The sequence below is a fragment of the Mycolicibacterium arseniciresistens genome (genome assembly GCF_030519285.1).
GTDB lineage: Bacteria > Actinomycetota > Actinomycetes > Mycobacteriales > Mycobacteriaceae > Mycobacterium > Mycobacterium arseniciresistens.
Window position 1 is genome coordinate 1 of the sequence record NZ_JAUMSQ010000076.1, and the last position, 23,713, is coordinate 23,713.

The following is a 23,713-nucleotide window of genomic DNA, read 5'->3' on the forward strand; positions in this document are numbered from 1 at the left end:
CCCGGCTGGCGGCGATCGCCGAGCACGCCGACGAGGCGTCGCAGGCCGAGAAGGCCCGCCGCGAGGAGCACCGGGCGGCTCAGCTCGCCCGCAAGGAGGCGCTCGCCGCGGAGGCCGAGGAGCTGGGCGCCAACGCCACCCAGTGGAAGTCCGCGGGCGACCGGCTGCGCGAGATCCTCGACGAATGGCGCACCATCAGCGGGCTCGACCGCAAGACCGACGACGCGCTGTGGAAGCGGTACTCGGCGGCCCGTGAGACGTTCAACCGGCGACGCGGTTCGCACTTCGCCGAGCTGGATCGCGGCCGCGCGGGCGCCCGCCAGGCCAAGGAGGCGCTGTGCGAACGCGCCGAGGCGCTCGCCGAGTCCACCGACTGGGGGCCGACCAGCGGGGCGTTCCGCGATCTGCTCGCCGAGTGGAAGGCCGCCGGCCGGGCTGCCAAGGACGTCGACGACGCGCTCTGGCAGCGCTTCAAGGGCGCGCAGGACCGGTTCTTCTCCGCCCGCAACGCCGCCACGTCGGAACGCGACAACGAGTTCAAGGCCAACGCCGCGGCCAAGGAGGCGCTGCTGGCCGAGGCCGAGCGGATCGACGTGACCGACGTGGATGCCGCGCGTGCGGCGATGCGCACCATCGGCGACAAGTGGGATGCGATCGGGAAGGTGCCGCGCGAGCGGAGCGCCGACCTGGAACGGCGGATGCGCGCGGTCGAGAAGAAGGTCCGCGACGCCGCCTCCAGCGGCTGGTCGGACCCCGAGGCGCAGGCCCGCGCAGATCAGTTCCGCACGCGCGCAGAACAATACGAGCGGCAGGCGGAGAAGGCGGCCGCGGCGGGGCGCACCAAGGACGCCGAGCAGGCGCGGGCGAACGCCGAGCAGTGGCGGCAGTGGGCCGAGGCCGCGGTCGAGGCGCTGGGCAAGCGGCGCTAGATCGGCACCCGACGGTACAGGATCGGTTGCGCGGCAACGTTGTTGGCCGCGAACGTGGCGAGCACGAACCGGCGGAACGACGGGCGCAACGCCAGGTGCGGCAGGAATGTGCGGAAGTTCGGCCAGCTCGCATGGTTGATGATGCCGTAGTCGGTGGGTTCGCCGGCCATGGGTTCCAGCACGGTCGAGTCCGGCAGCGCGGTGTGGTCGACGAACCAGCGTGCGGTGTAGTGCCACACCGGGACGAGGCGTGCCGGGTCGTCCGCGTAGAAGAAGTTGAACAGGAACACCGAAGGCCGGCCGTGGTCGACGTCGGCGATCCGTCGCACGTTGCGGGCGGCGATCTCGTAGGTCCGGGTCGCCGTCGCCGACATCCGCTCCACAAGTTGCCGATAGCCGCTTCCGGCCCGTAGTGCGACCGCGCTCTGCGGGTCGGTCGTGCGCACCAGCACCACCACGTCGAACCTCGCCGGGGTCACCGTCGCCGCGCGCCGCCGCAGTAACTCCCTGCCCATTCCGGGGGCCACCAGCACGGCGTCGAAGAGATCGGCCTCGATGACGTCCGGCGACTGCCGCAGAGCACGCACGTCGGCGCGGATCTCGTCGAGCAGGGCGCGCTTTCGCCTGCTGTTCGGCGCCACGGGCGGCCGGTCGTCGACGGTGGCCGCCAGGAGTACATAGCCCGATCCGTTGGGCTCCTGCAGCACAACGGGTTCCACGTCGCCGCGGGGCATCACGATGGTCATCCTCGACTCCCTCGTCTCGTTCGGAATTTATTTCATCAGTGATGAATATCAGGCTAGCCGCGCGGCCGCTAGAATTCAACTGTGGTGAATAAGCGCCGTCCCGGCCGCCGCGCCGGCAGCTCCGACACCCGCGCAGAGATCCTGCGCGCGGCACGGGCACGATTCACCGAGGCCGGCTACGCCGCGGCCACCATGCGGGCGATCGCCACCGACGCCGGCGTGGACGCGGCCCTGATCAGTTACTTCTTCGGGTCCAAGCAGCAGCTCTTCGGCGAAGCCTTCGCGCTGCGGGCCAACCCGGTGCAGGTCATCGCCGGCGAGGTCGATGCGCCGGCCGCCGAACTGCCCCGGCGCCTGCTGAGCGCGCTGGTCACCACCTGGGACGACCCGCAGAATCGGCCAGCCCTGCTGACCATCGCGTCGGCGGGCGGCGAGGCGAGGGGGTTCGCGCTGACCCGGGGGTTCGTCGAGGAGGCGCTCGCCCGACCGGTCGCCGAGAGGTTGCAGGCACGCGGCATCGAACCGGAGGTGGCGCGAACGGCGTCGGCCACCCTGGTGACGGCGCTGGTGGGAGTGATCTACGCGCGCTACGTGTTGGAGGTCGACGCGGTGGCCCAGATGTCGGGTGCGGACTTCGTCGACGCCTACACGCCTGTGGTGCGGGCGGCGCTCACCGGCTGCCTGCCGCAGGCAACCGACTGAGTGGCGCTAGGTCGCGGGAGGGCCGTCCGGATCGTCGCCGAAGTCGTCCAGCAGTCCCTTCTGCTGACCCTCGGCGGCCCGGCGGCGGCGTTCCTCCTCGGCGGCCAACTGCACCGCGGTGCGCGACCACACCACCCTGGCCCAGTGGAACGTCAGCACGATGACGGCGATCCAGCCGATGACGAGGCCGATTCCGGGCCCGGGATACTGCTCGGCCGCGGTCTGCCTGGACCACACCGCGAGCATCCCGATCGGGCAGGCGACCGCCGAGCCCGCAAGCGCGACCCACGCGACAGCCCACCGCCGGGTCAGCAGCGCGAGAATCGAGAAGCCGACCGAGAACACCAGCGCCAGCCACGTGAACACCCGCGACGGCAGCGACACGCCTTCGCCGACGGCGGCTTCCGCGCCCACCAGGACGTCGAAGCCCTTGGCGCCACCGGTGTGCGGAAGGATCAGCGACAGCAGCACCACGAACACCAGTACCGCCACCACGAGCGCCCTGGAGCCGGGCTCGAACTCGCGCGCCATCCGTCGTTCGACGTCCTCGATGTCGCCCTTGAACTGGTCGAAGCCGTTGCCGGGACCACTCGCGGCGCTCATCGACCGCACCCGTCCGGTGTCGCCGCCTTCGGCGGGGCGCCGATGCCCGGAATGCCGAGGCCCACACCCGTGCGGGGTCGCCGTCCCTCGGCGTGGGCGTCGCCGGCACGGGTCCGGCGGTGCGCGAGCAGGCCGGCGTCGGCGATCAGGTGATGGGGCGCGGCGCCGGTGACGGTCGTGGTGACGATGTCGCCGGGCCGGATGTCGGCCCCGCCCGGGGCGAAGTGCACCAGCCGGCCGTCGCGCGAGCGCCCCGACATGCGCGCGGTGCTCGCGTCCTTGCGTCCCTCACCCGTGGCGACCAGGAGTTCGACGGTGGTGCCCACCTGTGCGGCGTTCTCCTCCATCGAGATTCGCTCCTGCAACGCAATCAGCCGCTGATAGCGTTCCGACACCACGTCTTTCGGCAGCTGACCGGGCATCTCCGCGGCGGGTGTGCCCGGCCGCTTCGAATACTGGAACGTGAAAGCGCTTGCGAACCGCGCCCGGGCCACCACGTCGAGGGTCGCCGCGAAGTCTTCTTCGGTCTCCCCCGGGAATCCGACGATCAGGTCGGTGGTGATCGCCGCGTGCGGAATCGCATCGCGCACGCGGTCGATGATCCCGAGGAAGCGGTCGGCGCGGTAGGACCGTCGCATCGCGCGCAGCACCCGGTCGGACCCTGATTGCAGCGGCATGTGCAGCGTCGGGCACACATTGGGCGTCTCGGCCATCGCCTCGATCACGTCGTCGGTGAACTCGGCCGGGTGCGGAGAGGTGAACCGCACCCGCTCCAGCCCGTCGACGTGTCCGCACTCACGCAGCAGCTTCGCGAACGCCCCGCGGTCGCGCGGCAGCCTCGGGTCGGCGAACGAGACTCCGTAGGCGTTGACGTTCTGACCGAGCAGGGTGACCTCGAGCACCCCCTGGTCCACCAGAGAGCGCACCTCGGCCAGGATGTCGCCCGGGCTGCGATCCACCTCTTTGCCGCGCAGCGCGGGCACGATGCAGAACGTGCAGGTGTTGTTGCAGCCCACCGACACCGAAACCCATGCCGCATAGGCGGATTCGCGCGCCGCCGGAAGCGTCGACGGGAACTCCCGCAGCGACTCCTCGATCTCGACCTGGGCGACCCTGTTGTGACGCGCGCGCTCGAGCAGCGCAGGCAGCGAACCGATGTTGTGGGTGCCGAAGACCACGTCGACCCACGGGGCCTTGCGCAGCACCGCGTCGCGGTCCTTCTGCGCCAGACAGCCGCCGACGGCGATCTGCATGTCGGGATCGGCCTGCTTGCGTGGCGCCAGGTGACTGATGTTGCCGTAGAGCTTGTTGTCGGCGTTCTCGCGCACCGCGCAGGTGTTGAACACCACCACGTCGGCGTCGGCCCCCTCGGCTGCGCGCCGATATCCGGCCGCCTCGAGAAGACCGGCCAGCCGTTCGGAGTCGTGCACGTTCATCTGGCAGCCGTAGGTGCGGACCTGGTAGGTGCGCACAGCAGGGTGTGCGGCGCTGTCCGCCGCCGCCTCCCGCGTCACCATCGAAGTCACGCGCCCATGGTACGGGCAGCGCACCGGCGCCCGATCGTGCGGATTGATCAGTTCCCGGCATGCTGAGCGTTACCTGGGTAAGGTCTCCAGCCATGGACAGCTCCGGCCGGGAAGCGCAGGTCGCCGATCCACCGCCGCAGACCGTGCCGATGATCGCAATGGAGCAGGTCAACAAGCACTTCGGCAGCCTCCACGTCCTCAAGGACATCAACCTGCGCGTCGAACGGGGCCAGGTCGTCGTGGTGATCGGTCCGTCGGGATCGGGGAAGTCGACGCTGTGCCGCACCATCAACCGGCTGGAGACCATCGACTCGGGCAACATCGCGGTCGACGGCCAGCAGCTACCCGACGAGGGACGTCGCCTGGCGCAGCTGCGGTCCGACGTCGGCATGGTGTTCCAGTCGTTCAACCTGTTCGCGCACAAGACGATTCTGGAGAACGTCACGCTCGCGCCGATGAAGGTACGACGGCTGGCCAAGGACAAGGCCCGCACCGAGGCGATGGCGCTGCTCGAACGGGTCGGCGTGGCCAACCAGGCCGACAAGTACCCCGCCCAGCTGTCGGGCGGGCAGCAGCAGCGGGTCGCGATCGCGCGGTCACTGGCGATGACGCCCAAGGTGATGCTCTTCGACGAGCCCACCAGCGCGCTGGACCCCGAGATGATCAACGAGGTGCTGGCCGTCATGGCGTCGCTGGCATCCGACGGTATGACGATGCTCGTGGTGACCCACGAGATGGGCTTCGCCCGGCGGGCGTCGGACCGCGTGGTCTTCATGTCCGACGGCGCCATCGTCGAGGACGCCGAACCCGCGGAGTTCTTCGACAATCCGCAGACCGACCGCGCCAAGGACTTCCTCGGCAAGATTCTCCACCACTGATTCCCGGCGAAAGGAAACCCAAGACCCATGCCGTCCCTCTCCGTGCCCTCCCGGTGGCGCGCCGCCGGTGTCGTCGCACTCGCCCTCGCCCTGCCCTTCGCCGCGACCGCATGTGGCGGCGGCGGCAGCGGTGACAGCGACAAGATCGTGATCGGCACGAAGTTCGATCAGCCCGGCCTCGGGCTGCGCAACCCCGACGGCAAGCTGACCGGCTTCGACGTCGACGTCGCCACCTATGTCGCCGGTGAACTCGGCTACGCCCCGGACAAGATCGAGTGGAAGGAGGCGCCGTCGGGCCAGCGCGAGACGCTCATCCAGAACGACCAGGTGAAGTACATCGCCGCCACCTACTCGATCACCGATGCGCGCAAGGAGAAGGTCGACTTCGCCGGGCCGTACCTGCTCACCGGGCAGAGCCTGCTGGTGCGGGAGAACAACACCGACATCACCGGGGCGGCGTCACTGCAGAACAACAAGAAGCTGTGCTCGGTCACGGGATCCACTCCGGCGCAGAAGATCAAGGACGAATACGCCGGCGTGCAGCTGCAGCAGTACGACACGTACTCGGCCTGCATCGAGGCGCTGAAGAACGGCGCCATCGACGCGGTGACCACCGACGAGGTGATCCTCGCCGGCTACGCCGCGCAGCAGCCAGGCCAGTTCAAGATCGTCGGCGACACCTTCTCCGAGGAGCGCTACGGCGTCGGGCTCAAGAAGGACGATGCCGAGCTGCGCACCAAGATCAACGACGCGCTCGAGAAGATGGAGTCGAGCGGCGCCTGGAAAGAGGCGTTCGACAAGAATCTCGGTCCGGCGGGGATCACGGCGCCCGCACCGCCGAAGATCGACCGGTACTGAGCCGGAGGTCTGGCCCGGGCCGTGGACGTCTTCACCCAGTACCAGGACCAGATCTTCGCGGCGTTCTGGATCACCATCAAGCTGACGCTGTACTCGGCGATCGGCGCGCTGATCCTCGGCACGGTGCTGGCCGCGATGCGGCTGGCACCGGTGCCGGTGCTCAACTGGCTGGGCACCTCCTACGTCAACGTGGTGCGTAACACGCCGCTGACGCTGATCATCCTGTTCTGCTCGTTCGGTCTGGGTAACACGCTGGGCATCACCCTGGTCGACGCCGAATCGCTGACGTCCATCGCCGACAGCGGATTCCGGCTCGCGGTGGTCGGATTGACCGTCTACACGGCGTCGTTCGTGTGCGAGACCGTGCGCTCAGGGGTGAACACGGTGCCGCTCGGGCAGGCCGAGGCCGCGCGGTCGCTGGGCTTCTCGTTCGGCCAGAACCTCCGGTTCATCCTGTTGCCACAGGCGTTCCGGTCGGTGATCCTGCCGCTCGGCTCGGTGCTCATCGCGCTGACCAAGAACACCACGATCGCCTCGGCGATCGGGGTGGCCGAGGCGGCGACGCTGATGAAGGTGATGACGGAGAACACCGCGGCGCTGCTCCTGGTGGGATTCATCTTCGCCGTCGGGTTCGTCATCCTGACGTTGCCGATGGGCCTGGTGTTCGGTTGGCTCGGTAAGCGATTGGCGGTGCGACGCTGATGAGCACCGCCTCGGTGTTGTTCGACGCCCCCGGGCCCCGCGCGCGGATCCGCAACGCGATCGCCACGCTGGTCGCCGCGGTGATCGCGGTCGCGGTGATCGCCGTCGTGCTATGGCAGTTCTGGAAGCAGGGGCAGTTCACGGCCGCGAAGTGGGAACCGTTCCTCACGCCGAACCTGTGGAAGACCTACCTGCTGCCGGGGATTCAGGGCACGTTGACCGCCGCGGCACTGTCGATCGTGCTCGCCCTGATCCTGGGGTTCGTGCTCGGTGTGGGGCGGTTGTCGCTGCACCCGCTGATCAGCTGGCCGTGTGCGGTGTTCGTCGAGATCTTCCGTGCCATCCCGGTGCTGATCATGATGATCTTCAGCTTCGCCGCGTACGGCATCTACGACGTGGTGCCGTCGAAATACCAGGCACTGGCCGGGGTAGTCACCGGGCTCACCCTCTACAACGGTGCGGTGATCGCCGAGATCGTCCGCGCCGGGGTGAACGCGCTGCCCAGCGGGCAGGCGGAGGCGGCGTCGGCGCTCGGCCTGCGGTGGGGCCAGACGATGCGCGCGATCCTGCTGCCGCAGGCCGTGACATCGATGCTGCCGGTGCTGGTGTCGCAGATGGTGGTGGTGCTCAAGGACACCGCGATCGGCTATCAGATCCTGTTCCTCGAGGTCGTCCGCCAGGGCACCAACATCGGGTCGGCGTACAGCAACTACATCCCGGCGCTGATGGTCGTCGCGGTGATCCTGATCGCCATCAACTTCGGGTTGTCGGCGTTTGCGACGCGGCTGGAACGCCGCATGCGCCGGTCTCATCGCGGACCCGCACCGCTGCACGCCGATGCGGTCGAGCAGGAGGGCGCGCCCGGCGCCAAAGCGGTGTAGCTCGGGCGATCGTGAAGCTGTACTGAACGATTCCCGTAGCGGGAGTGTGGCGATCTTTGCCTGCGCGGTCGATACGTTGCCTCTCGATGACGACAACGACCACGCAGCCACGCCGGCCGGCAGGCCACGAATTCCTCTGGTACATCCCGAACACCGTGACGCCCGGGCACCGCGGCGACGACACCGCCGCGGGCTGGGGCAGCCTGGACTACTCGGTCGACCTGGCCCAGCGCGCCGAGCGGCACGGCTGGGCGGGAGCCCTGATCGGCACGGGCTGGGGCAGGCCGGACACCTTCACCGTGGCGACCGCGATCTCGGCGCGCACCACGAATTTCACGCCGCTGGTGGCGATCCGGCCGGGGTACTGGCAACCCGCGCACTTCGCCGCCGCCGCAGCCACTCTGGCCGCGCTCAACGGCGGCCGGCTCTTCGTCAACATCGTCAGCGGCACCGACGACCTGGCCGCCTACGGCGACGGCGAGTTCGACAAGTCGCGCCGCTACGACCGCACACTGGAGTTCCTGCGCATCGTGCGCCGGTTGTGGCGCGAGGAGGACGTCACCTTCCACGGCGAGTTCTACCGGTTGGAGAACTCGACCGCACAGCCGCGACCGTTCGCCGCCGGGCTGCCGACGCCGAGGCTGTACTTCGGCGGGGCGTCACCCGCGGCGGAGGAGGTCGCTGCCGCCGAGGCCGACGTGCAGCTGTTCTGGGGTGAACCGCTCGACGGGATCGCCGAACGGATCGACCGGCTGCGGGCACTGTCCGACAGGGTGGGCCGCGAACACCCACCGCTGGAATTCGGCCTGCGGGTCACCACCCTGGTGCGGGAGACGTCGGAACAGGCGTGGCGGGACGCCGAGGCCAAACTCGCCGCGTTCGCCGCCGCGCCGGGAGAGCTGCACCGCCGCGACCCCGGAGGCGCGGTGGGACAGCGCCGCCTGCTGGAGCTGACCGAACGCGGCGACGTCCTCGACTCGTGCCTGTACACCGCACCCGGTAGACATGGTGGGGGCGGTGCGGGAACCACGTGGCTCGTCGGGTCGGCCGCCGAGGTGGGTGCGGCGCTGCAGAAGTACGCCGACCTCGGCGTCACCCACTTCGTGCTGTCCGACACTCCGTACGTGTCCGAGGTCGAGAGGATCGGCGAGCAGGTTCTGCCACTGCTCAAGTTGCCGGTCCGTCAGTGAGGAGGCGCCGTGGCGCACATCGTGGTCTACGGGGCCGGCGCCGTCGGTGGCGTGATCGCCGCACGACTGCGCCTGGCCGGTGCCGACGTGTCGGCGGTGGCCCGCGGTGAACACCTGCGCGCCATCCGCTCGCGCGGCCTGACGCTCGTCACTGCGGCGGGCAGCCAGTCTGTCGACGTGCCCGCCGCTGCGGATGCCGGGGACGTCGACTGGACCGGCTCGCCATCGGTGGTGCTGGCCGTGAAGGGGCACCAAACGGCCGCGGCCCTGGACGATCTCGCGGCGCACGCGCCGTCCGGCACGCCGATCTTCGCCGCCCAGAACGGAGTGGCCAACGAGGCGGCCGCGCTGCGCCGCTTCGCCGGCGTGTACGGGGTCAACGTGATGCTGCCGTCCGCGCATCTGGAGCCCGGCGTCGTCGTCCAGCAGAGTCATCCGGTGGCCGGGATCCTCGACGTCGGGCGGTATCCCGCGGGTCGCGACGACGCGGCGCGCACGCTGGCGGAGGCACTCACCGCGGCGCAGTTCGTCTCGGAGGTCCGCGACGACATCATGGCGTGGAAGCACCGCAAGCTCATCGTCAATCTCGGCAACGGCGTGACGGCGGCGTTCCGCCCGGGGCCCGACGCCGACGAACTCGCCGACCGGGCGCGTCGTGAGGCCGAAAGGGTGCTCGCCGACGCCGGGATCGCCGTCGTGACCGCGGAGCGTGACCGGGCCCGTCGCGGGGACATCCTGCGGGGGCGGGTGCGCGACGACCTCCTCGGCTCGACGTGGCAGAGCATCGCCCGCGGACGCGCCGACGTCGAGACCGACTGGCTCAACGGCGAAATCGTCCTGCAGGCCCGCCTGCACGGGCTCGATGCGCCCGTGAACGAGCTGGTCCAGCGGGTCACCGCCGAGCATGCCCGACGCGGTGGCGAGCCGCGCTCACTCGACGCGGGACAGGCGCTGGCCACACTGCCTGCGGCGGTCGCGCACTAGACGTTCGCCGGGTGGTACCGCAGTTCGCCGTCGCACGGTGCCAAGTAGCCGAACGAACGCCGTTCCGGCACAGCGCCGACCGCGGCGGCGATCTCCGCATCGTCGGTCTCGAAGCCGATGATCGCCCGCCGGAAGTCGACCTCGCGATAGATCTGCGCGCCGACGTCCGCGAGCCATCCGTCCAGCGGGGCGCGCCACGACAGCGACGACGGGCCGCCATCGTCGCCGAACGGGAAGCCACCGATGCGAGGATCAGTCCGCGTCAGCGCACCCATCGGGAGATACAGGTTGAGCCAGTCGGTCCCGTCACTCATCCGGATCGCCAGCCCGCCACACACCGACACCGCACCGCCGGGCAGGGTGAGCCGCCCGTGGAGGTGACCGAACCTCGACAACGACCCGACCGTCAGCGGCACCGCCTCCTGGTCGGCGGGCTCGCGGGTCCTGTCGGCGTAGCAGCCGTCGATGCCCGCAGCACGCCAGAGCGCGTCGAGCGCGCGGCCGAGTCGCGCGTCATCGCGATGTCCGATGTCGATGGACAGTTCGTAGAACCCGCCCGCCCAGTTGTCGCCGTCGGTGAACGCACCCGGATCGTCCTCGGCAGGAGAGCCGGTCAGACCCGCCGCCGTTCCCGTTCGCCGGCCACCGCGACCTTGACCACGTCGAGTGCCATCGACTGGCTGTAACCGCGGCGGGCCAGCATTCCGACCAGCCGCCGCACCGCCTTGGCTTCCGCGTCGTCGTCGTCGAGCCGCTCGCGGCGCAGCCGGTCACGGACCAGCTGCTCGGCCCGCTGGCGTTCGGCGCCGGCATCGACGTCGGCCAGCACCTCGTCGATGACCTCGCGGTCAACACCCTTGGTGCGCAGCTCGGCGGCCAACGCGCGCTTGCCCTTTCCGGCGTGCGTGTGCCGGGAGCGCACCCACTGCTCGGCGAAGTCACGGTCGTCGATCAGGCCGACCTGGGCCAGCCGGTCGAGCACCGGCGTGGTCACCTCGTCGGGATACCCCTTGCCGGCAAGCTTGGTCTCGAGCTCGGCCCGGGTCCTCGCCCGCGCGGTGAGCAGGCGCAGGCACACCGCCCGCGCCTGCTCTTCGCGCTTGGCCGGCGCGACGTCGGTGGAATCAGAAGTCAACGGGAGCCGGCAGGACGTCTTCGGCGTTCACGACGGCCCCGATGCCAAGCTTCTCCTTGATCTTCTTCTCGACCTCGTTGGCGACATCGGGGTTCTCCATCAGGAAGTTGCGGGCGTTCTCCTTGCCCTGGCCGAGCTGCTCACCCTCGTAGGTGAACCAGGAGCCGGACTTACGGATGAAGCCGTGCTCGACACCCATGTCGATGAGCGAGCCCTCGCGGCTGATGCCCTTGCCGTAGAGGATGTCGAACTCGGCCTGCTTGAACGGCGGCGACACCTTGTTCTTGACGACCTTGACCCGGGTGCGGTTACCCACCGCGTCGGTGCCGTCCTTGAGGGTCTCGATGCGCCGGACGTCCAACCGCACGGAGGCGTAGAACTTCAACGCCTTTCCGCCCGTGGTGGTCTCGGGCGAGCCGAACATCACGCCGATCTTCTCGCGCAGCTGGTTGATGAAGATCGCGGTGGTTCCCGAGTTGCTCAGCGCGCCGGTGATCTTCCGCAGCGCCTGGCTCATCAGACGGGCCTGAAGGCCGACGTGGCTGTCACCCATCTCGCCCTCGATCTCGGCGCGCGGCACCAGGGCGGCCACCGAGTCGATGACCAGGATGTCCAGCGCGCCGGAGCGGATCAGCATGTCGGCGATCTCGAGCGCCTGCTCACCGGTGTCGGGCTGGGACACCAGCAGCGAGTCGGTGTCGACGCCGAGCTTCTTGGCGTAGTCGGGATCCAGTGCGTGCTCGGCGTCGATGAACGCCGCGATGCCGCCTGCGGCCTGCGCGTTGGCCACCGCGTGCAGCGCGACGGTGGTCTTACCCGAGGACTCCGGGCCGTAGATCTCGACGACGCGGCCGCGGGGCAGGCCGCCGATGCCGAGCGCCACGTCCAGGGCGATCGAGCCGGTCGGGATGACCGAGATCGGCTGGCGCACCTCGTCGCCGAGTCGCATCACCGACCCCTTGCCGTGACTCTTCTCGATCTGGGCGAGGGCCAGCTCGAGGGCCTTTTCGCGATCCGGGGCTTGCGCCATGGTCTTCTCCGTCCTGTGATGTTCGGTGATCGGTGTCGATCAGTTGGCCGTGACGCTAGAGGTAGCCACCGACAAGTCGGCCTGACCAGCATCTAGCCGTCGAACACCGTCCAGAGTAGACGAACACCTGTTCGACTCAAGCTGACACGCCGGTCACCGGCGAGCAGACATGAAATCGCACTCCGAGGGGCGCGTCGATGCGATTGTGCGTCTGCTCACCAAATTGCCTGACCGGGCCTATCGTGGGGCGGACCGGCCCGGAACGGGGCACCAGATGCACGAGATGGCGATCACCCAGAGTGTTGTCGACGCGGTGTGCGAGCACGCCGCAGGCCGCCGCGTGCACAGCGTCAGGCTCGAGGTCGGCGCCCTGTGCGCCGTCGTGCCGCACGCCATGGAGTTCTGCTTCGAACTCGCGACCCAGGGCACGGTGGCCGACGGCGCCCGGCTCGACGTCGACCTGCGCCGGGGCGTCGCACGCTGCCGGACATGCGGATCGGAATTCGAACTGGGTGACCTGATCCTGTTGTGCCCGTGCGGCAGTGCCGATGTCGAGGTCCTCGCCGGCCGGGATCTGCGAATACTCTCGATGGAAGTGAGCTGACATGTGCGCGACCTGCGGCTGCGGTGACGACGGGGCGGTGATCACGCCGGCCGGCCAGGCCCCGGCGCATCACCACCACACCCACGAAGGCCACACCCACGACGTCACCCACTCTGACCACGACCACACCCACGACCAGGCCGACCACACCCACGTCCACACCGAGACCGTGTCCCTCGAACAGAAGGTGCTCGCCAAGAACGACCTGGTGGCCGCCGAGAACCGGCGGTGGCTCGCCGAGCACGACATCCTGGCGTTCAACCTCACCAGTTCACCCGGCGCGGGCAAGACCACCCTGCTCGAACGCACCATCCGGGACCTCGGCCGGGACCGGCCGATCGCCGTGATCGAGGGCGATCAGGAGACCCTCCTGGACGCCGACCGCATCCGGCGGGCCGGCGCCCGCGCCGTCCAGGTCAACACCGGCGCCGGCTGCCACCTCGACGCCGAGATGGTCCGCCGAGCGCTCGAGGCGCTGCACCCCGACCGCGGCACGCTGCTGTTCATCGAGAACGTCGGCAACCTGGTGTGCCCGGCCATGTTCGACCTGGGCGAGCACAGCAAAGTCCTGGTGATCTCGGTGACGGAAGGGGCCGACAAGCCCTTGAAGTACCCGCACATGTTCGCCGCCGCGGGCGTGGTGATCGTGAACAAGATCGACCTGTTGCCCTATGTCGACTTCGATGTCGACGTCTGCGCGGGCCATGCCCGCTCGATCAACCCCGACCTGGACATCCTGGCGCTGTCGGCGACGACGGGTGATGGTACCGCGGACTGGTATGCCTGGATCGCAGATCTGGCAAACCAGCCCAAGTCGGATATGTCTCGCGAACTCGTTGACAAGACAATGTCGGCCGGAGTAGACCAAAAGATTAGCGCCGCGCAAGTGGGCCGAAGGTCGACTCCGGCGGTGTAGGGATCCCCAGCCCGGGTCCCGGAGAGCTGTGGCGATGCCCAGTGAGGCAGCAGTCAAAGCAGAAGAGGCCTTGATCCACGTTCTGTGGATCAACGCCGGATTGAGTTGTGACGGTGACTCTGTGGCGCTGACTGCCGCCACGCAACCCAGCATCGAGGAGATCGCCCTCGGCGCCCTCCCCGGGCTACCGAAGGTCGCCGTGCACTGGCCGCTCATCGATTTCGAATGCGGGCCCAACGGCGGCGCCGACGACTTCCTCGAATGGTTCTTCAAGGCCGACCGTGGCGAATTGGAACCGTTCGTGCTGGTGGTCGAGGGATCGATTCCCAACGAGCAGCTCAAGACCGAAGGTTACTGGTGCGGCTTCGGCAACGACCCGGCGACGGGCCAGCCGATGACCACGAGTGAATGGCTGGACAGGCTCACGCCGAAGGCGACCGCGGTCGTCGCGGTGGGGACCTGTGCGACCTACGGCGGTATCCACGCGATGGCGGGCAATCCGACCGGGGCGATGGGCGTGCCGGACTATCTCGGTTGGGACTGGAAGAGCAAGGCGGGAATCCCGATCGTCTGCGTGCCCGGATGTCCGATACACCCGGACAACCTCTCCGAGACGCTGACCTACCTGCTGTACATGGCGACCGAGCAGGCGCCGATGATCCCGCTCGACGATGCGCTGCGGCCGCAGTGGCTGTTCGGTCAGACTGTCCACGAGGGGTGTGACCGGGCCGGCTACTACGAGCAGGGCGACTTCGCCGACGAGTACGGCTCGCCGAAATGCATTGTCAAGCTTGGCTGCTGGGGTCCGGTCGTCAAGTGCAACGTGCCCAAACGCGGGTGGATCAACGGTATCGGCGGGTGCCCGAACGTCGGTGGCATCTGCATCGGCTGCACGATGCCCGGCTTCCCGGACAAATTCATGCCGTTCATGGACGAGCCGCCCGGCGGCAAGGTGTCCACGACGGCGTCGGGCCTCTACGGCTCGGTGATCCGCAGTCTGCGCCACGTCACGGGTAAGACCGTCGACAAAGAACCGAAGTGGCGCCATCCCGGCCTGAAACTCGAGACCGGAGCGACTCGCACCTGGTAGTGCCGCCGTAAAGACCGCACTCAAGCAGGCGAGGCCATCGTGGGCACAATGCTGCCCGCGCATTGATATTTCGATGAAAGCAGTGCACTCCGATGACAACGACAGTTCCTGAGCCGTCCCTTGTGAAGCGCGATCCAGGCCAACTGGTCGAGATGGCCTGGGACCCGATCACCCGCATCGTCGGCAGCCTCGGCATCTACACCAAGATCGACTTCGAGAACCGCGAAGTCGTCGAGTGCCACAGCACATCGTCGATCTTCCGCGGCTACTCGATCTTCATGAAGGGCAAGGACCCCCGGGACGCGCACTTCATCACCAGCCGCATCTGCGGGATCTGCGGCGACAACCATGCCACCTGCTCGTGTTACGCGCAGAACATGGCCTACGGCGTTCAGCCGCCGCACGTCGCGGAGTGGATCGTCAACCTCGGCGAGGCCGCGGAATACATGTTCGACCACAACATCTTCCAGGAGAACCTGGTCGGGGTGGACTACTGCGAGAAGATGGTCGCCGAGACCAATCCGAGCGTGCTGGCCAAGGCCGAGAACACCCAGGCTCCGCACGCCGACATGCACGGGCACCGCACCATCGCCGACATCATGCGGGCGCTCAATCCGTTCACCGGCGAGTTCTACCGCGAGGCCCTCCAGGTCAGCCGGTGGACGCGGGAGATGTTCTGCCTCATGGAGGGCCGCCACGTGCACCCCTCCACGCTCTACCCGGGCGGCGTCGGCACGGTCGCCACCATCCAGTTGATGACCGACTACATGACCCGGTTGATGCGCTACGTGGAGTTCATGAAGAAGGTCGTGCCGATGCACGACGACCTGTTCGACTTCTTCTACGAAGCGCTCCCCGGCTACGAGCAGGTGGGTCTGCGGCGGACGCTGCTGGGCTGCTGGGGCTCGTTCCAGGATCCCGAGCACTGCAACTTCGCGTACAAGGACATGGAGAACTGGGGCCGCAAGATGTTCGTCACCCCGGGGGTGGTGGTGGACGGCAAGCTGCTCACCACCTCCCTGGTGGACATCAACCTCGGCATCCGGATCCTGCTGGGCAGTTCGTATTACGACGACTGGGAAGACCAGGAGATGTTCGTCAAGAACGATCCCCTCGGCAACCCCGTCGACCGCAGGCACCCGTGGAACCAGCACACCAATCCCAAGCCGCAGAAGCGCGACTTCGACGAGAACTACAGCTGGGTGATGTCACCGCGCTGGTACGACGGCAAGGACCATCTGGCGCTCGACACCGGCGGCGGTCCGCTGGCCCGGTTGTGGTCGACCGCGCTGGCCAACCTGGTGGACATCGGCTACGTGAAGTCGACCGGTCACAGCGTGCAGATCAACCTGCCCAAGACCGCGCTCAAGGGCCCGGTCGAGTTCGAGTGGAAGATCCCACAGCACGGCAGCAACACGATCGAACGCAACCGCGCGAGAACGTATTTCCAGGCCTACGCCGCGGCGTCGGCCCTGCACTTCGCCGAGAAGGCGCTCACGGAGATCCGGGCAGGCCGGACCAAGACCTGGGAGAAGTTCGACGTCCCCGACGAGGGCATCGGGTGCGGGTTCACCGAGGCGGTGCGCGGTGTGCTGAGCCACCACATGGTGATCCGGGACGGCAAGATCGCGAACTACCACCCGTACCCACCGACCCCGTGGAACGCCAATCCGCGCGACAGCTACGGCACACCGGGGCCGTACGAGGATGCGGTGCAGGGGCAGCCGATCTTCGAGGAGAACGACCGCGAACACTTCAAGGGCATCGACATCATGCGCACCGTGCGCAGTTTCGATCCGTGCCTGCCGTGCGGGGTGCACATGTACCTGGGTGAAGGAAAGAGCCTCGACCTGCTCCACTCCCCCACCCAGTCGGTCACCGGGGAATAGGCGATGCGCCCGTCGGGATCGCCAGGCGTGGGCGACACCGAGGCCGACGCACGCTGGCGCACCGCCGGTGACCGGATCCAGGTCCTGTTGGACGCCACCGCGATCGGCGGGGTGACCGCCAGGGAGCGCGCCGAGCAACTGGTGCGCGAGGTCACCGACCTCTACGGGGCCGGCCTGGAGCGGATGATGACGCTGGCGGTCCGTGCGATGCCGGACCTCGCCGACGACTTCGTCGGTGACGACCTGGTGGCCAGCCTGCTGCTGGTGCACGGCCTCCACCCGCACCCCGTCGAACGCCGCATCGCCGACGCATTGGACACCGTCCGGCCCTATCTGGGCTCCCACGGCGGCGATGTGCATCTGCTCGGCGTCGACGGCGAGGTGGTCCGCCTCCAGTTCTCCGGAAGCTGCAAGAGTTGCCCGTCGTCGGCGGTCACGCTGGAACTCGCCGTCGAGGACGCGGTACGGGCCGCGGCGCCGGAGATCGCCTCCATCGAGGTGGTCGCCGCCGAGAAGGAACCGGTTTCGGCCGTCATCCCCGCCGAGTCACTGCTGAACCGCGTTCGGGCCGAACGACACCCACCGGCCGACTGGCATCCGGTCCCGGACCTCGAGGCGCTGTCGGCCGGCGAGGTCGGCGGTTTCCTGGTGGCGGGCGCCACGGTGCTGGCGTGCCGGGTCGGTGACGACCTGTTCGCCTACCGGGACGGGTGCGGCGCATGCGGCGATTCGCTGGCGGGTGCGGTGCTGCACCGGCGGATGGGTTCGGCGGACGTGGTGCTGCGATGCCCGCACTGCCGCGCACACTTCGACGTCGCGCACGGCGGGAGATCCGTCGACGACGACCGGCCGGCCGCCCACCTCGAACCGGTGCCGATGCTGGTGCGCGGCGGTGTGTTGTCGATGGCACTGCCCGCCGCCACGGCCGAGAGTGTCGCCTGATGACGGCCTACGATGTGCTGGCGCGGATCCGGGCCAACCGCACGACGCCACAGGCAGCCGGTGAACGCTGCGAGATGTGCGCCGAGCAGATCGCCGATGCCCACCAGCATGTGGTGAATGTCGCAGGCAGACAGCTGCTCTGCGTCTGCCGGGGGTGTTATCTGCTGTTCACCGACACCCACGCCGAACTGCGCTTCCGCGCGGTGCCGGACCGCTACCTCGAATTCCCGGACTTCGCGCTGGACCGCCGGTCGTGGGAGGCCCTGCAGATCCCGGTGGGCCTGGCCTTCTTCTTCCGCAACTCCGATCTCGGGCGCACGGTGGCGTTCTATCCGGGACCGGCCGGAGCCACGGAGTCCGAACTGGACCTGCTGGCCTGGAACGACATCCGTGCCGCCGACCCCCGGGTGGACACCATGGCCGACGACACCGAGGCGCTGCTGGTGCGGGTCCCCTTCCATGATGACGACGCGGACGGCGACAGCCGGCCGCCGGTCTGCCATCTGTTGCCGATCGACGCCTGTTACGAATTCGTCGGCAGGCTGCGGATGCTCTGGCGGGGCTTCGACGGTGGCCGCGAGGCGCGTGACTACATGGACGACTTCTTCCGTGCCGTCGCCGACCGCAGCAAGGTGGTGGTCCGGTGACCGCTCCGACCACCGAGGTGACGTTCGCGGTGCTCGACGTGGCGCCCGAACCCTACGCGGTGACACCGGTGCTGACCGCGCGCATCGCGGTGTCGGCGGCCGGCGACGAACCCGTGCACGCCATCGCGCTGCGCTGCCAGGTCAGGATCGACCCGCTGCGCCGTGGTTACGACGACGCCGAGGCGGCGGGCCTGACCGACCTGTTCGGGCCCCGGGAGCGGTGGGGCCGGACTCAGCACACCTTCCTGTGGCAGCACACCGCGGCGATGATCCCCGGGTTCACCGGATCCACCCGGATCGACCTGCCGCTGGAGTGCACCTACGACTTCGAGGTGGTCGCCGCGAAGTATCTGCACGCACTGCGCAGCGGTGCCGTACCGCTGCTGTTCCTGTTCAGCGGAACGGTGTTCGTGCAGGGGTCGCGCGGCTTCGCCGTCCAGCAGGTGCCGTGGGACCGCGAGGACCGACACGACATGCCCGTGTCGGTGTGGCGGGACCTGGTCCGCCTGCACTACCCGAACACCGGATGGGTGCGGCTGGACCACGACACCGTCGACGCGCTGGCCGGCCACCGCTCCGCACACGGCCTGCTCTCGCTGGACGAGGCCGTCAGGAACCTGCTGTCCCGGACGCCGGTCCCGTGAGCGCCGACTGGAACCGGGCCCGCGCCGTCGCCGACGCGGTGCTCTACGAGGGATACCTGCTCTACCCCTACCGTGCGACCTCACAGAAGAACCAGTCCCGCTGGCAGTTCGGCGTTCTCGGCCCACCCGGCGCCGAAGCCGCAGGGATCGGCGAGGACGACACGATCTCCGCGCAGATCCTGCTTCAGCCGGCCGAATCGCCTGCCCTCACCTTCGTCGTGCGCTTCCTGCAGTTGCAGCACCGCGCCGCGATGCGCGACGCCGGCGACGGCCGCGTCGAGGCCGTCGACGAACTGGTCACCGAAGCGGGTTCGTGGATCACCTGGGACGAGGCGGTGGAATGCGAGGCCCGCTTCGGCCCGTTCGGCGTCGACATCCTGTGCGCCGGGCGGACGCACCCCATCGTCGTACCGTCCGGCACCGACGTCGAGATCGTCACCGGGGGCCGGCTGGTGCGTACCCGACGGGAGGTACGCGGCGAGCTGTCGCTGTCGGCCGAACCCGACGGCGACCTGATCCGGGTGAGCGTGACGGTGCGGAACACGGCTTCGCCCGCGGTGGACAAGGACGCGGCGATCGCCACCTCGTTGATCGGCACCCACCTCATCGGTGAGGTCAGCGGTGGGGAGTTCGTCTCGCTGCTCGAGCCGCCGCCGGCCGCCGCGGAGGCCGTCGCGCGCTGCGTCAGGCACCGGTGCTTCCCGGTGCTCGCCGGTCCGACCGGGGAACGCGACCTGGTGCTGGTGTCGCCGATCATCCTCTACGACCACCCCGAGATCGCCGAGCAGAGCGACGGCGCCCTGTACGACTCCTGCGAGATCGACGAGATCCTCACGCTGCGGATCATGACCATGACCGACGAGGAGAAGGCCCAGGCCCGCGCCACCGACCCACTCGCCGCGGCGATCATCGACCGCTGCGACACCATGTCGCCCGAGGCGATGATGAACCTCCATGGCGTGCTGCGGGATCCGCATGCGGCGGTCGGCGCCCCCGCGCTGGTCCCGGAGGTCCCCGACGGCGTCGACTGGTGGGATCCGGTCGCGGACAACGCCGTCGACCCGGGCATCGACGCGGTGCTGGTTAACGGTGTGCCGGTCAGCCGCGGCAGCCGGGTCCGGCTGCACCCGTCGCGCCGCGCCGACGCCCAGGACCTGTTCTACACCGACAAGGTCGCCCGGGTCACCTCGGTGCACGAGACGGTCGACGGCGAGACCCACATCGGTGTGGTGATCGAGGACGATCCCGCCGCCGACCTGCACGAGTGGTACGGCCGCTACCTGTACTTCGCACCCGACGAAGTCCAGCCGCTTCCCGAGAGGAGTTCGACATGCAGACAGTAGGGGTGACGGCGACGGTCGTCGTGGGTCTGGTGGTGGTCGCCGGCCTGGTGCTCGGCGTGCGGTCGATACCCGACGTCAAGCGGTATCTGAAGATCCGCCGGATGTGACAGGGGCGCAGGGATCACGACCAGAATCCTGATTGCCGGCATCGGCAACATCTTCCTCGGCGACGACGGTTTCGGCCCCGAGGTGGTACGCCATGTGCCGCAGCGGCTCGCCGGACCCGACGTCGCGGTGACCGACTACGGCATCCGCGGCATGCACCTCGCCTACGACCTGCTCGACGGCTACGACGCACTGGTGCTCGTCGACGCGCTGCCCGACCGCGGCGGGCCGGGCACCCTGCACGTGATCGAGGCCGACCACGAGAGTCTCTCGGGCACTGCGCGTCTGGATGCGCACGCCATGGACCCGGCGGCCGTGTTCGCGGGTGTCTACGCGCTCGGCAGCACCCCGCCGCGCACCGTGGTGATCGGCTGCGAGGTCGAGAGCGTCGAGGACGGCATCGGCCTGAGCGCCCCGGTCGCCGCGGCGGTGCCCGAGGCGGTGCGCGCGGTCGAGGACGTGGTCGCGCGCCTACTGACCAGCGCGGCCGTGGAGGGCTGAGCGATGTGCCTCGGAATCCCCGGTCAGGTGGTGCGGATGCTCGACGGCTACGGCGGCCAACTCGCGCTCGTCGACGTGGTCGGTGAGCATCGCAAGGTCAACATCGGCATGCTGCCCGACGACGTCTTCGCGCCGGGTGACTGGGTGATCATCCACATGGGGTTCGTCGTGGAGAGAACCGACCGGGCCGGGGCGGCCGAGGCGCTGGCCGGTCTGAAGATGATGGGCAGTGGGGATCCGCCGCCATGACCCGCCAGCGGCTGCGGATCTTTGCGCACGGCGTCGTCCAGGGCGTGGGCTTCCGCCCGTTCGTGTACACCACCGCGGCCGCCCTCGGCCTGTCCGGATCGGTGCGCAACGACAGCGCGGGCGCCGTCATCGAGATCGAGGGCACCCCGGACGCCTTGTGCACGTTCCTCGGTCGGCTGCGCGACGATCCGCCGCCGCTGGCCGTGATCGACCACCTCGAGACCCGCGACGTGCCGTGCACCGGCGGCACCGGGTTCACCATCGCCGACACGTCACGCTCGACCGGTGGCCGCACCCTCACTTCCCCCGACGTCGCGGTGTGCGCCGATTGCGTTGCCGAGCTTCGTGACCCGGCCGACCGCCGGCACCGGCACCCGTTCATCAACTGCACCAACTGCGGGCCTCGGTTCACCATCATCGGCGCGCTGCCGTACGACCGGGCGAACACCACCATGGCGGATTTCGCGATGTGCGCCGCCTGCGCCCGCGAATACGCCGATCCCGCCGATCGCCGATTCCACGCGCAACCCGTCTGCTGCCCGGATTGCGGGCCTACGCTGCGTTTCCGCACCGGCAGCGGTGTGCTGGGGTGCGGCGAGGAGGGACTCCGGCGTGCCCGTGGCTTGCTGCGCGCGGGAGGCGTGCTCGCGGTCAAGGGCATCGGCGGCTACCACCTGGCGTGCGACGCCGGGAATGCGCACGCGGTCGCGGAACTGCGCAGGCGCAAGCGGCGCGGCGACAAGCCGTTCGCAGTCATGGTTCCGGATCTGGCGGGGGCAGCCCTGCTCGTCGACGTCGACGAGCGCACCGCGGGCGTGCTGACCGGCGCGGCGCGACCCATCGTGCTGCGGCCACGCCGCACCGAGAGCCCCGTCGCCGACGCGGTCGCGCCACGCAACCCCGATCTCGGTGTGATGCTGGCCTATACGCCGCTGCACCTGCTGCTGTTCGGCCTGCCCGGCGACGAGCCCGGCCCGCAGGTGCTGGTGATGACGTCGGGCAATCTCGGTGGTGAGCCAATCTGCTTCGCCGACGACGACGCGTTCGCGCGGCTCGCCGACCTCGCCGATGGCTGGCTGGTGCACGACCGCAGGATCCTGGTGCCGTGCGACGACTCGGTGGTGCGCGTCCTCGACGGTGAGGAGTTGCCCATCCGGCGGTCCCGCGGCCATGCCCCGCTCCCGGTGGCGCTGCCCGTCGCGGTGCCGCCGGCCCTCGCGGTGGGCGCCGACCTGAAGAACACCCTGGCCGTCGCCGACGGCCGCTATGCGTGGCTGAGCCAGCACATCGGCGACATGGACGACCTGGCGACGCTGTCCGCGTTCGACGCCGCCGAGCGGCACCTGCGCACACTGACCGGCGTCTCCCCCGTCGTGGTGGTGACCGACGCCCACCCGGCATACCGGTCCACCGGCTGGGCGCACCGCAACGCCGGTGGCCGCCCCGTGCGCAAAGTGCAGCACCACCACGCGCACATCGCCGCGGTGATGGCCGAGCACAGCCTCGACGGCACCGAGCAGGTACTCGGATTCGCCTTCGACGGAACGGGTTACGGAGACGACGGGGCGGTCTGGGGCGGCGAGGTGATGCTGGCCGACTACAAGGGCTACCGCCGGCTCGCGGCGCTGCGCTACGTGCCGCTCGCGGGCGGCGACCTCACCGTGCGGCGGCCCTACCGGATGGCCCTGGCCCATCTCTGGGCTGCCGGGCTGCCGTGGGATCCGGATCTGCCGCCCGTACAGGCCTGCCCGCCTGACGAACGGCGGGTTCTGCGCCACCAGCTGGAGACCGGGCTGGGTTGCGTGCCCACCTCGAGCATGGGCCGGTTGTTCGACGCGGTGGCAGCGCTGGTGGGCGTCCGGCAGACCGTCGACTACGAGGCGCAGGCCGCCATCGAACTCGAAGGGCTGGCCCGTGGCGCCGAACCGGGCTGCGGAAGCTACCGGTTCGGCGCCGACGGTCCCGCCGTGGACCCTGCTCCGGTGCTGTCGGCGGTGATCGCCGACATGCGCGCCGGAGTTCCGGCCGGGGTCGTCGCCGCCCGCTTCCACCGCGCGGTGACCGTTCTCGTGGTCCACCTGGCCGGCGTGTACGGCGGACCGGAGCGGACGGTCGCCTTGTCCGGCGGCGTGTTCTGCAACGCCCTGCTGCTGCGCACCACGGTGGCCGCGCTGCGGACGGCGGGTTTCACCGTGGCGACCCATCGGCGCGTGCCGCCCAACGACGGCGGTATCGCGCTGGGGCAGTTGATGATCGGGACGTCGGGATGACGGCGTCCCAGGGATGGCCGAGAGAGAGGATCCGCCCATGTGTCTAGCGGTGCCCGGCAGGATACTGCGCGTCGAGGACCGGGACGGCGCGCTGATGTCGATGGTGGACTTCGGCGGCATCCAGAAGGACGTCTGCCTGGAGTACATCCCCGACGCCCGGGTCGGTGAATACGTGATGGTCCACGTCGGATTCGCGATTCAGCGACTCGACGAGGAATCGGCGAAGCGCACGCTCGCCGAGTTCGAGCACCTCGGGGTGCTCAAGGAGGAGTTCGGCGACGGCTTCGAGCTGGCGGCCAGACAGGCGGGGCTGCAGAACCCGCAACACACGGACAACGGGCAGAGGTGA

The 23,713-nt window shown here is 69.2% G+C and carries 27 protein-coding genes; 21 read left to right on the forward strand and 6 right to left on the reverse strand.

Annotation, left to right across the window (positions count from 1 at the left end):
- Positions 1-929, forward strand: a 929-nt coding sequence (locus tag Q2100_RS12670; RefSeq protein WP_302914337.1) for a DUF349 domain-containing protein, incomplete at its 5' end; no start/stop codon positions are given.
- Here the strand turns inward: Q2100_RS12670 and Q2100_RS12675 are convergent.
- Positions 926-1,675 (reverse strand): hypothetical protein, encoded by a 750-nt coding sequence (locus tag Q2100_RS12675; protein WP_302914338.1) that lies wholly within the window; start codon positions 1,673-1,675, stop codon positions 926-928. The genes Q2100_RS12670 and Q2100_RS12675 overlap by 4 nt on opposite strands.
- 81 nt (positions 1,676-1,756) lie before the next feature.
- Between Q2100_RS12675 and Q2100_RS12680 the strand changes: the two genes are divergently transcribed.
- On the forward strand, positions 1,757-2,377 hold the full coding sequence (locus Q2100_RS12680) for a TetR/AcrR family transcriptional regulator (RefSeq protein ID WP_302914339.1): 621 nt from the start codon (positions 1,757-1,759) through the stop codon (positions 2,375-2,377).
- A 6-nt stretch (positions 2,378-2,383) separates the two neighbouring features.
- On the opposite strand, the gene Q2100_RS12685 is transcribed toward Q2100_RS12680, so the two are convergent.
- A complete protein-coding gene (locus Q2100_RS12685) occupies positions 2,384-2,980 on the reverse strand; it encodes an Rv2732c family membrane protein (protein ID WP_302914340.1) in 597 nt (198 codons plus the stop codon).
- Complete coding sequence (gene miaB / locus Q2100_RS12690) at positions 2,977-4,497, reverse strand: tRNA (N6-isopentenyl adenosine(37)-C2)-methylthiotransferase MiaB (RefSeq protein WP_302914363.1); 1,521 nt, start codon at positions 4,495-4,497, stop codon at positions 2,977-2,979. Before miaB ends, Q2100_RS12685 begins: the two co-directional genes overlap by 4 nt.
- Before the next feature lie 158 nt (positions 4,498-4,655).
- Between miaB and Q2100_RS12695 the strand changes: the two genes are divergently transcribed.
- The 6 genes from Q2100_RS12695 to Q2100_RS12720 all read left to right on the forward strand — a co-directional run bounded on the left by Q2100_RS12695 (position 4,656) and on the right by Q2100_RS12720 (position 9,999).
- Entirely contained in the window at positions 4,656-5,384 is a 729-nt protein-coding gene (locus Q2100_RS12695; protein ID WP_264011378.1) for an amino acid ABC transporter ATP-binding protein, read from the forward strand.
- Positions 5,385-5,411: 27 nt separating this feature from the next.
- Positions 5,412-6,242 (forward strand): glutamate ABC transporter substrate-binding protein, encoded by an 831-nt coding sequence (locus Q2100_RS12700; protein WP_302914341.1) that lies wholly within the window; start codon positions 5,412-5,414, stop codon positions 6,240-6,242.
- 21 nt (positions 6,243-6,263) lie between these two features.
- Positions 6,264-6,944: an amino acid ABC transporter permease gene (locus Q2100_RS12705; protein WP_264011345.1), complete on the forward strand. Its 681-nt coding sequence runs from the start codon at positions 6,264-6,266 to the stop codon at positions 6,942-6,944.
- The gene (locus Q2100_RS12710; protein WP_302914342.1) at positions 6,944-7,825 is read left to right on the forward strand and encodes an amino acid ABC transporter permease; all 882 of its coding nucleotides are present in this window, start codon (positions 6,944-6,946) and stop codon (positions 7,823-7,825) included. The genes Q2100_RS12705 and Q2100_RS12710 overlap by 1 nt, the downstream gene beginning before the upstream one ends.
- Before the next feature lie 86 nt (positions 7,826-7,911).
- On the forward strand, positions 7,912-9,015 hold the full coding sequence (locus Q2100_RS12715) for an LLM class flavin-dependent oxidoreductase (protein WP_302914343.1): 1,104 nt from the start codon (positions 7,912-7,914) through the stop codon (positions 9,013-9,015).
- A gap of 9 nt (positions 9,016-9,024) precedes the next feature.
- Positions 9,025-9,999, forward strand: a complete 975-nt coding sequence (locus Q2100_RS12720; RefSeq protein WP_302914344.1) for a ketopantoate reductase family protein — start codon at positions 9,025-9,027, stop codon at positions 9,997-9,999.
- On the opposite strand, the gene Q2100_RS12725 is transcribed toward Q2100_RS12720, so the two are convergent.
- From Q2100_RS12725 to recA, 3 genes are all read right to left on the reverse strand, one after another.
- A complete protein-coding gene (locus Q2100_RS12725; RefSeq protein ID WP_302914345.1) occupies positions 9,996-10,415 on the reverse strand; it encodes a hypothetical protein in 420 nt (139 codons plus the stop codon). The two genes, Q2100_RS12720 and Q2100_RS12725, sit on opposite strands and share 4 nt — an antisense overlap.
- Before the next feature lie 197 nt (positions 10,416-10,612).
- Positions 10,613-11,134, reverse strand: coding sequence for a recombination regulator RecX (gene recX, locus Q2100_RS12730; protein WP_302914346.1), 522 nt, complete (start codon positions 11,132-11,134; stop codon positions 10,613-10,615).
- Positions 11,124-12,164: a recombinase RecA gene (gene recA / locus Q2100_RS12735; RefSeq protein ID WP_264011351.1), complete on the reverse strand. Its 1,041-nt coding sequence runs from the start codon at positions 12,162-12,164 to the stop codon at positions 11,124-11,126. Before recA ends, recX begins: the two co-directional genes overlap by 11 nt.
- 274 nt (positions 12,165-12,438) lie before the next feature.
- On the opposite strand from recA, the gene Q2100_RS12740 reads away from it, so the two are divergent.
- The 13 genes from Q2100_RS12740 to Q2100_RS12795 all read left to right on the forward strand — a co-directional run bounded on the left by Q2100_RS12740 (position 12,439) and on the right by Q2100_RS12795 (position 23,713).
- Positions 12,439-12,768, forward strand: a complete 330-nt coding sequence (locus tag Q2100_RS12740) for a hydrogenase maturation nickel metallochaperone HypA/HybF (RefSeq protein ID WP_302914347.1) — start codon at positions 12,439-12,441, stop codon at positions 12,766-12,768.
- A 1-nt stretch (position 12,769) separates the two neighbouring features.
- Positions 12,770-13,684 (forward strand): hydrogenase nickel incorporation protein HypB, encoded by a 915-nt coding sequence (gene hypB, locus Q2100_RS12745; protein WP_302914348.1) that lies wholly within the window; start codon positions 12,770-12,772, stop codon positions 13,682-13,684.
- A gap of 34 nt (positions 13,685-13,718) precedes the next feature.
- Entirely contained in the window at positions 13,719-14,774 is a 1,056-nt protein-coding gene (locus tag Q2100_RS12750) for an NADH-quinone oxidoreductase subunit B family protein (RefSeq protein WP_264011354.1), read from the forward strand.
- Positions 14,775-14,866: 92 nt separating this feature from the next.
- Positions 14,867-16,663, forward strand: a complete 1,797-nt coding sequence (locus Q2100_RS12755) for a nickel-dependent hydrogenase large subunit (protein WP_302914349.1) — start codon at positions 14,867-14,869, stop codon at positions 16,661-16,663.
- Between the two features lie 3 nt (positions 16,664-16,666).
- Positions 16,667-17,605 carry a NifU family protein gene (locus Q2100_RS12760; protein ID WP_302914350.1) on the forward strand — a complete coding sequence of 313 codons (939 nt, stop codon included), beginning with the start codon at positions 16,667-16,669 and terminating at the stop codon, positions 17,603-17,605.
- Positions 17,605-18,252, forward strand: coding sequence for a DUF5947 family protein (locus Q2100_RS12765; protein ID WP_264011357.1), 648 nt, complete (start codon positions 17,605-17,607; stop codon positions 18,250-18,252). Before Q2100_RS12760 ends, Q2100_RS12765 begins: the two co-directional genes overlap by 1 nt.
- A complete protein-coding gene (locus Q2100_RS12770) occupies positions 18,249-18,896 on the forward strand; it encodes a DUF6084 family protein (RefSeq protein ID WP_302914351.1) in 648 nt (215 codons plus the stop codon). Before Q2100_RS12765 ends, Q2100_RS12770 begins: the two co-directional genes overlap by 4 nt.
- Complete coding sequence (locus Q2100_RS12775) at positions 18,893-20,239, forward strand: hypothetical protein (protein ID WP_302914352.1); 1,347 nt, start codon at positions 18,893-18,895, stop codon at positions 20,237-20,239. The genes Q2100_RS12770 and Q2100_RS12775 overlap by 4 nt, the downstream gene beginning before the upstream one ends.
- Positions 20,227-20,346, forward strand: a complete 120-nt coding sequence (locus tag Q2100_RS31850) for a DUF6893 family small protein (RefSeq protein ID WP_372503674.1) — start codon at positions 20,227-20,229, stop codon at positions 20,344-20,346. Before Q2100_RS12775 ends, Q2100_RS31850 begins: the two co-directional genes overlap by 13 nt.
- Before the next feature lie 13 nt (positions 20,347-20,359).
- Positions 20,360-20,845 (forward strand): hydrogenase maturation protease, encoded by a 486-nt coding sequence (locus Q2100_RS12780; RefSeq protein WP_264011379.1) that lies wholly within the window; start codon positions 20,360-20,362, stop codon positions 20,843-20,845.
- A 3-nt stretch (positions 20,846-20,848) separates the two neighbouring features.
- Positions 20,849-21,094 (forward strand): HypC/HybG/HupF family hydrogenase formation chaperone, encoded by a 246-nt coding sequence (locus tag Q2100_RS12785; protein WP_264011360.1) that lies wholly within the window; start codon positions 20,849-20,851, stop codon positions 21,092-21,094.
- Positions 21,091-23,364, forward strand: coding sequence for a carbamoyltransferase HypF (hypF, locus tag Q2100_RS12790; RefSeq protein ID WP_302914353.1), 2,274 nt, complete (start codon positions 21,091-21,093; stop codon positions 23,362-23,364). Before Q2100_RS12785 ends, hypF begins: the two co-directional genes overlap by 4 nt.
- Before the next feature lie 37 nt (positions 23,365-23,401).
- A complete protein-coding gene (locus Q2100_RS12795; protein WP_264011362.1) occupies positions 23,402-23,713 on the forward strand; it encodes a HypC/HybG/HupF family hydrogenase formation chaperone in 312 nt (103 codons plus the stop codon).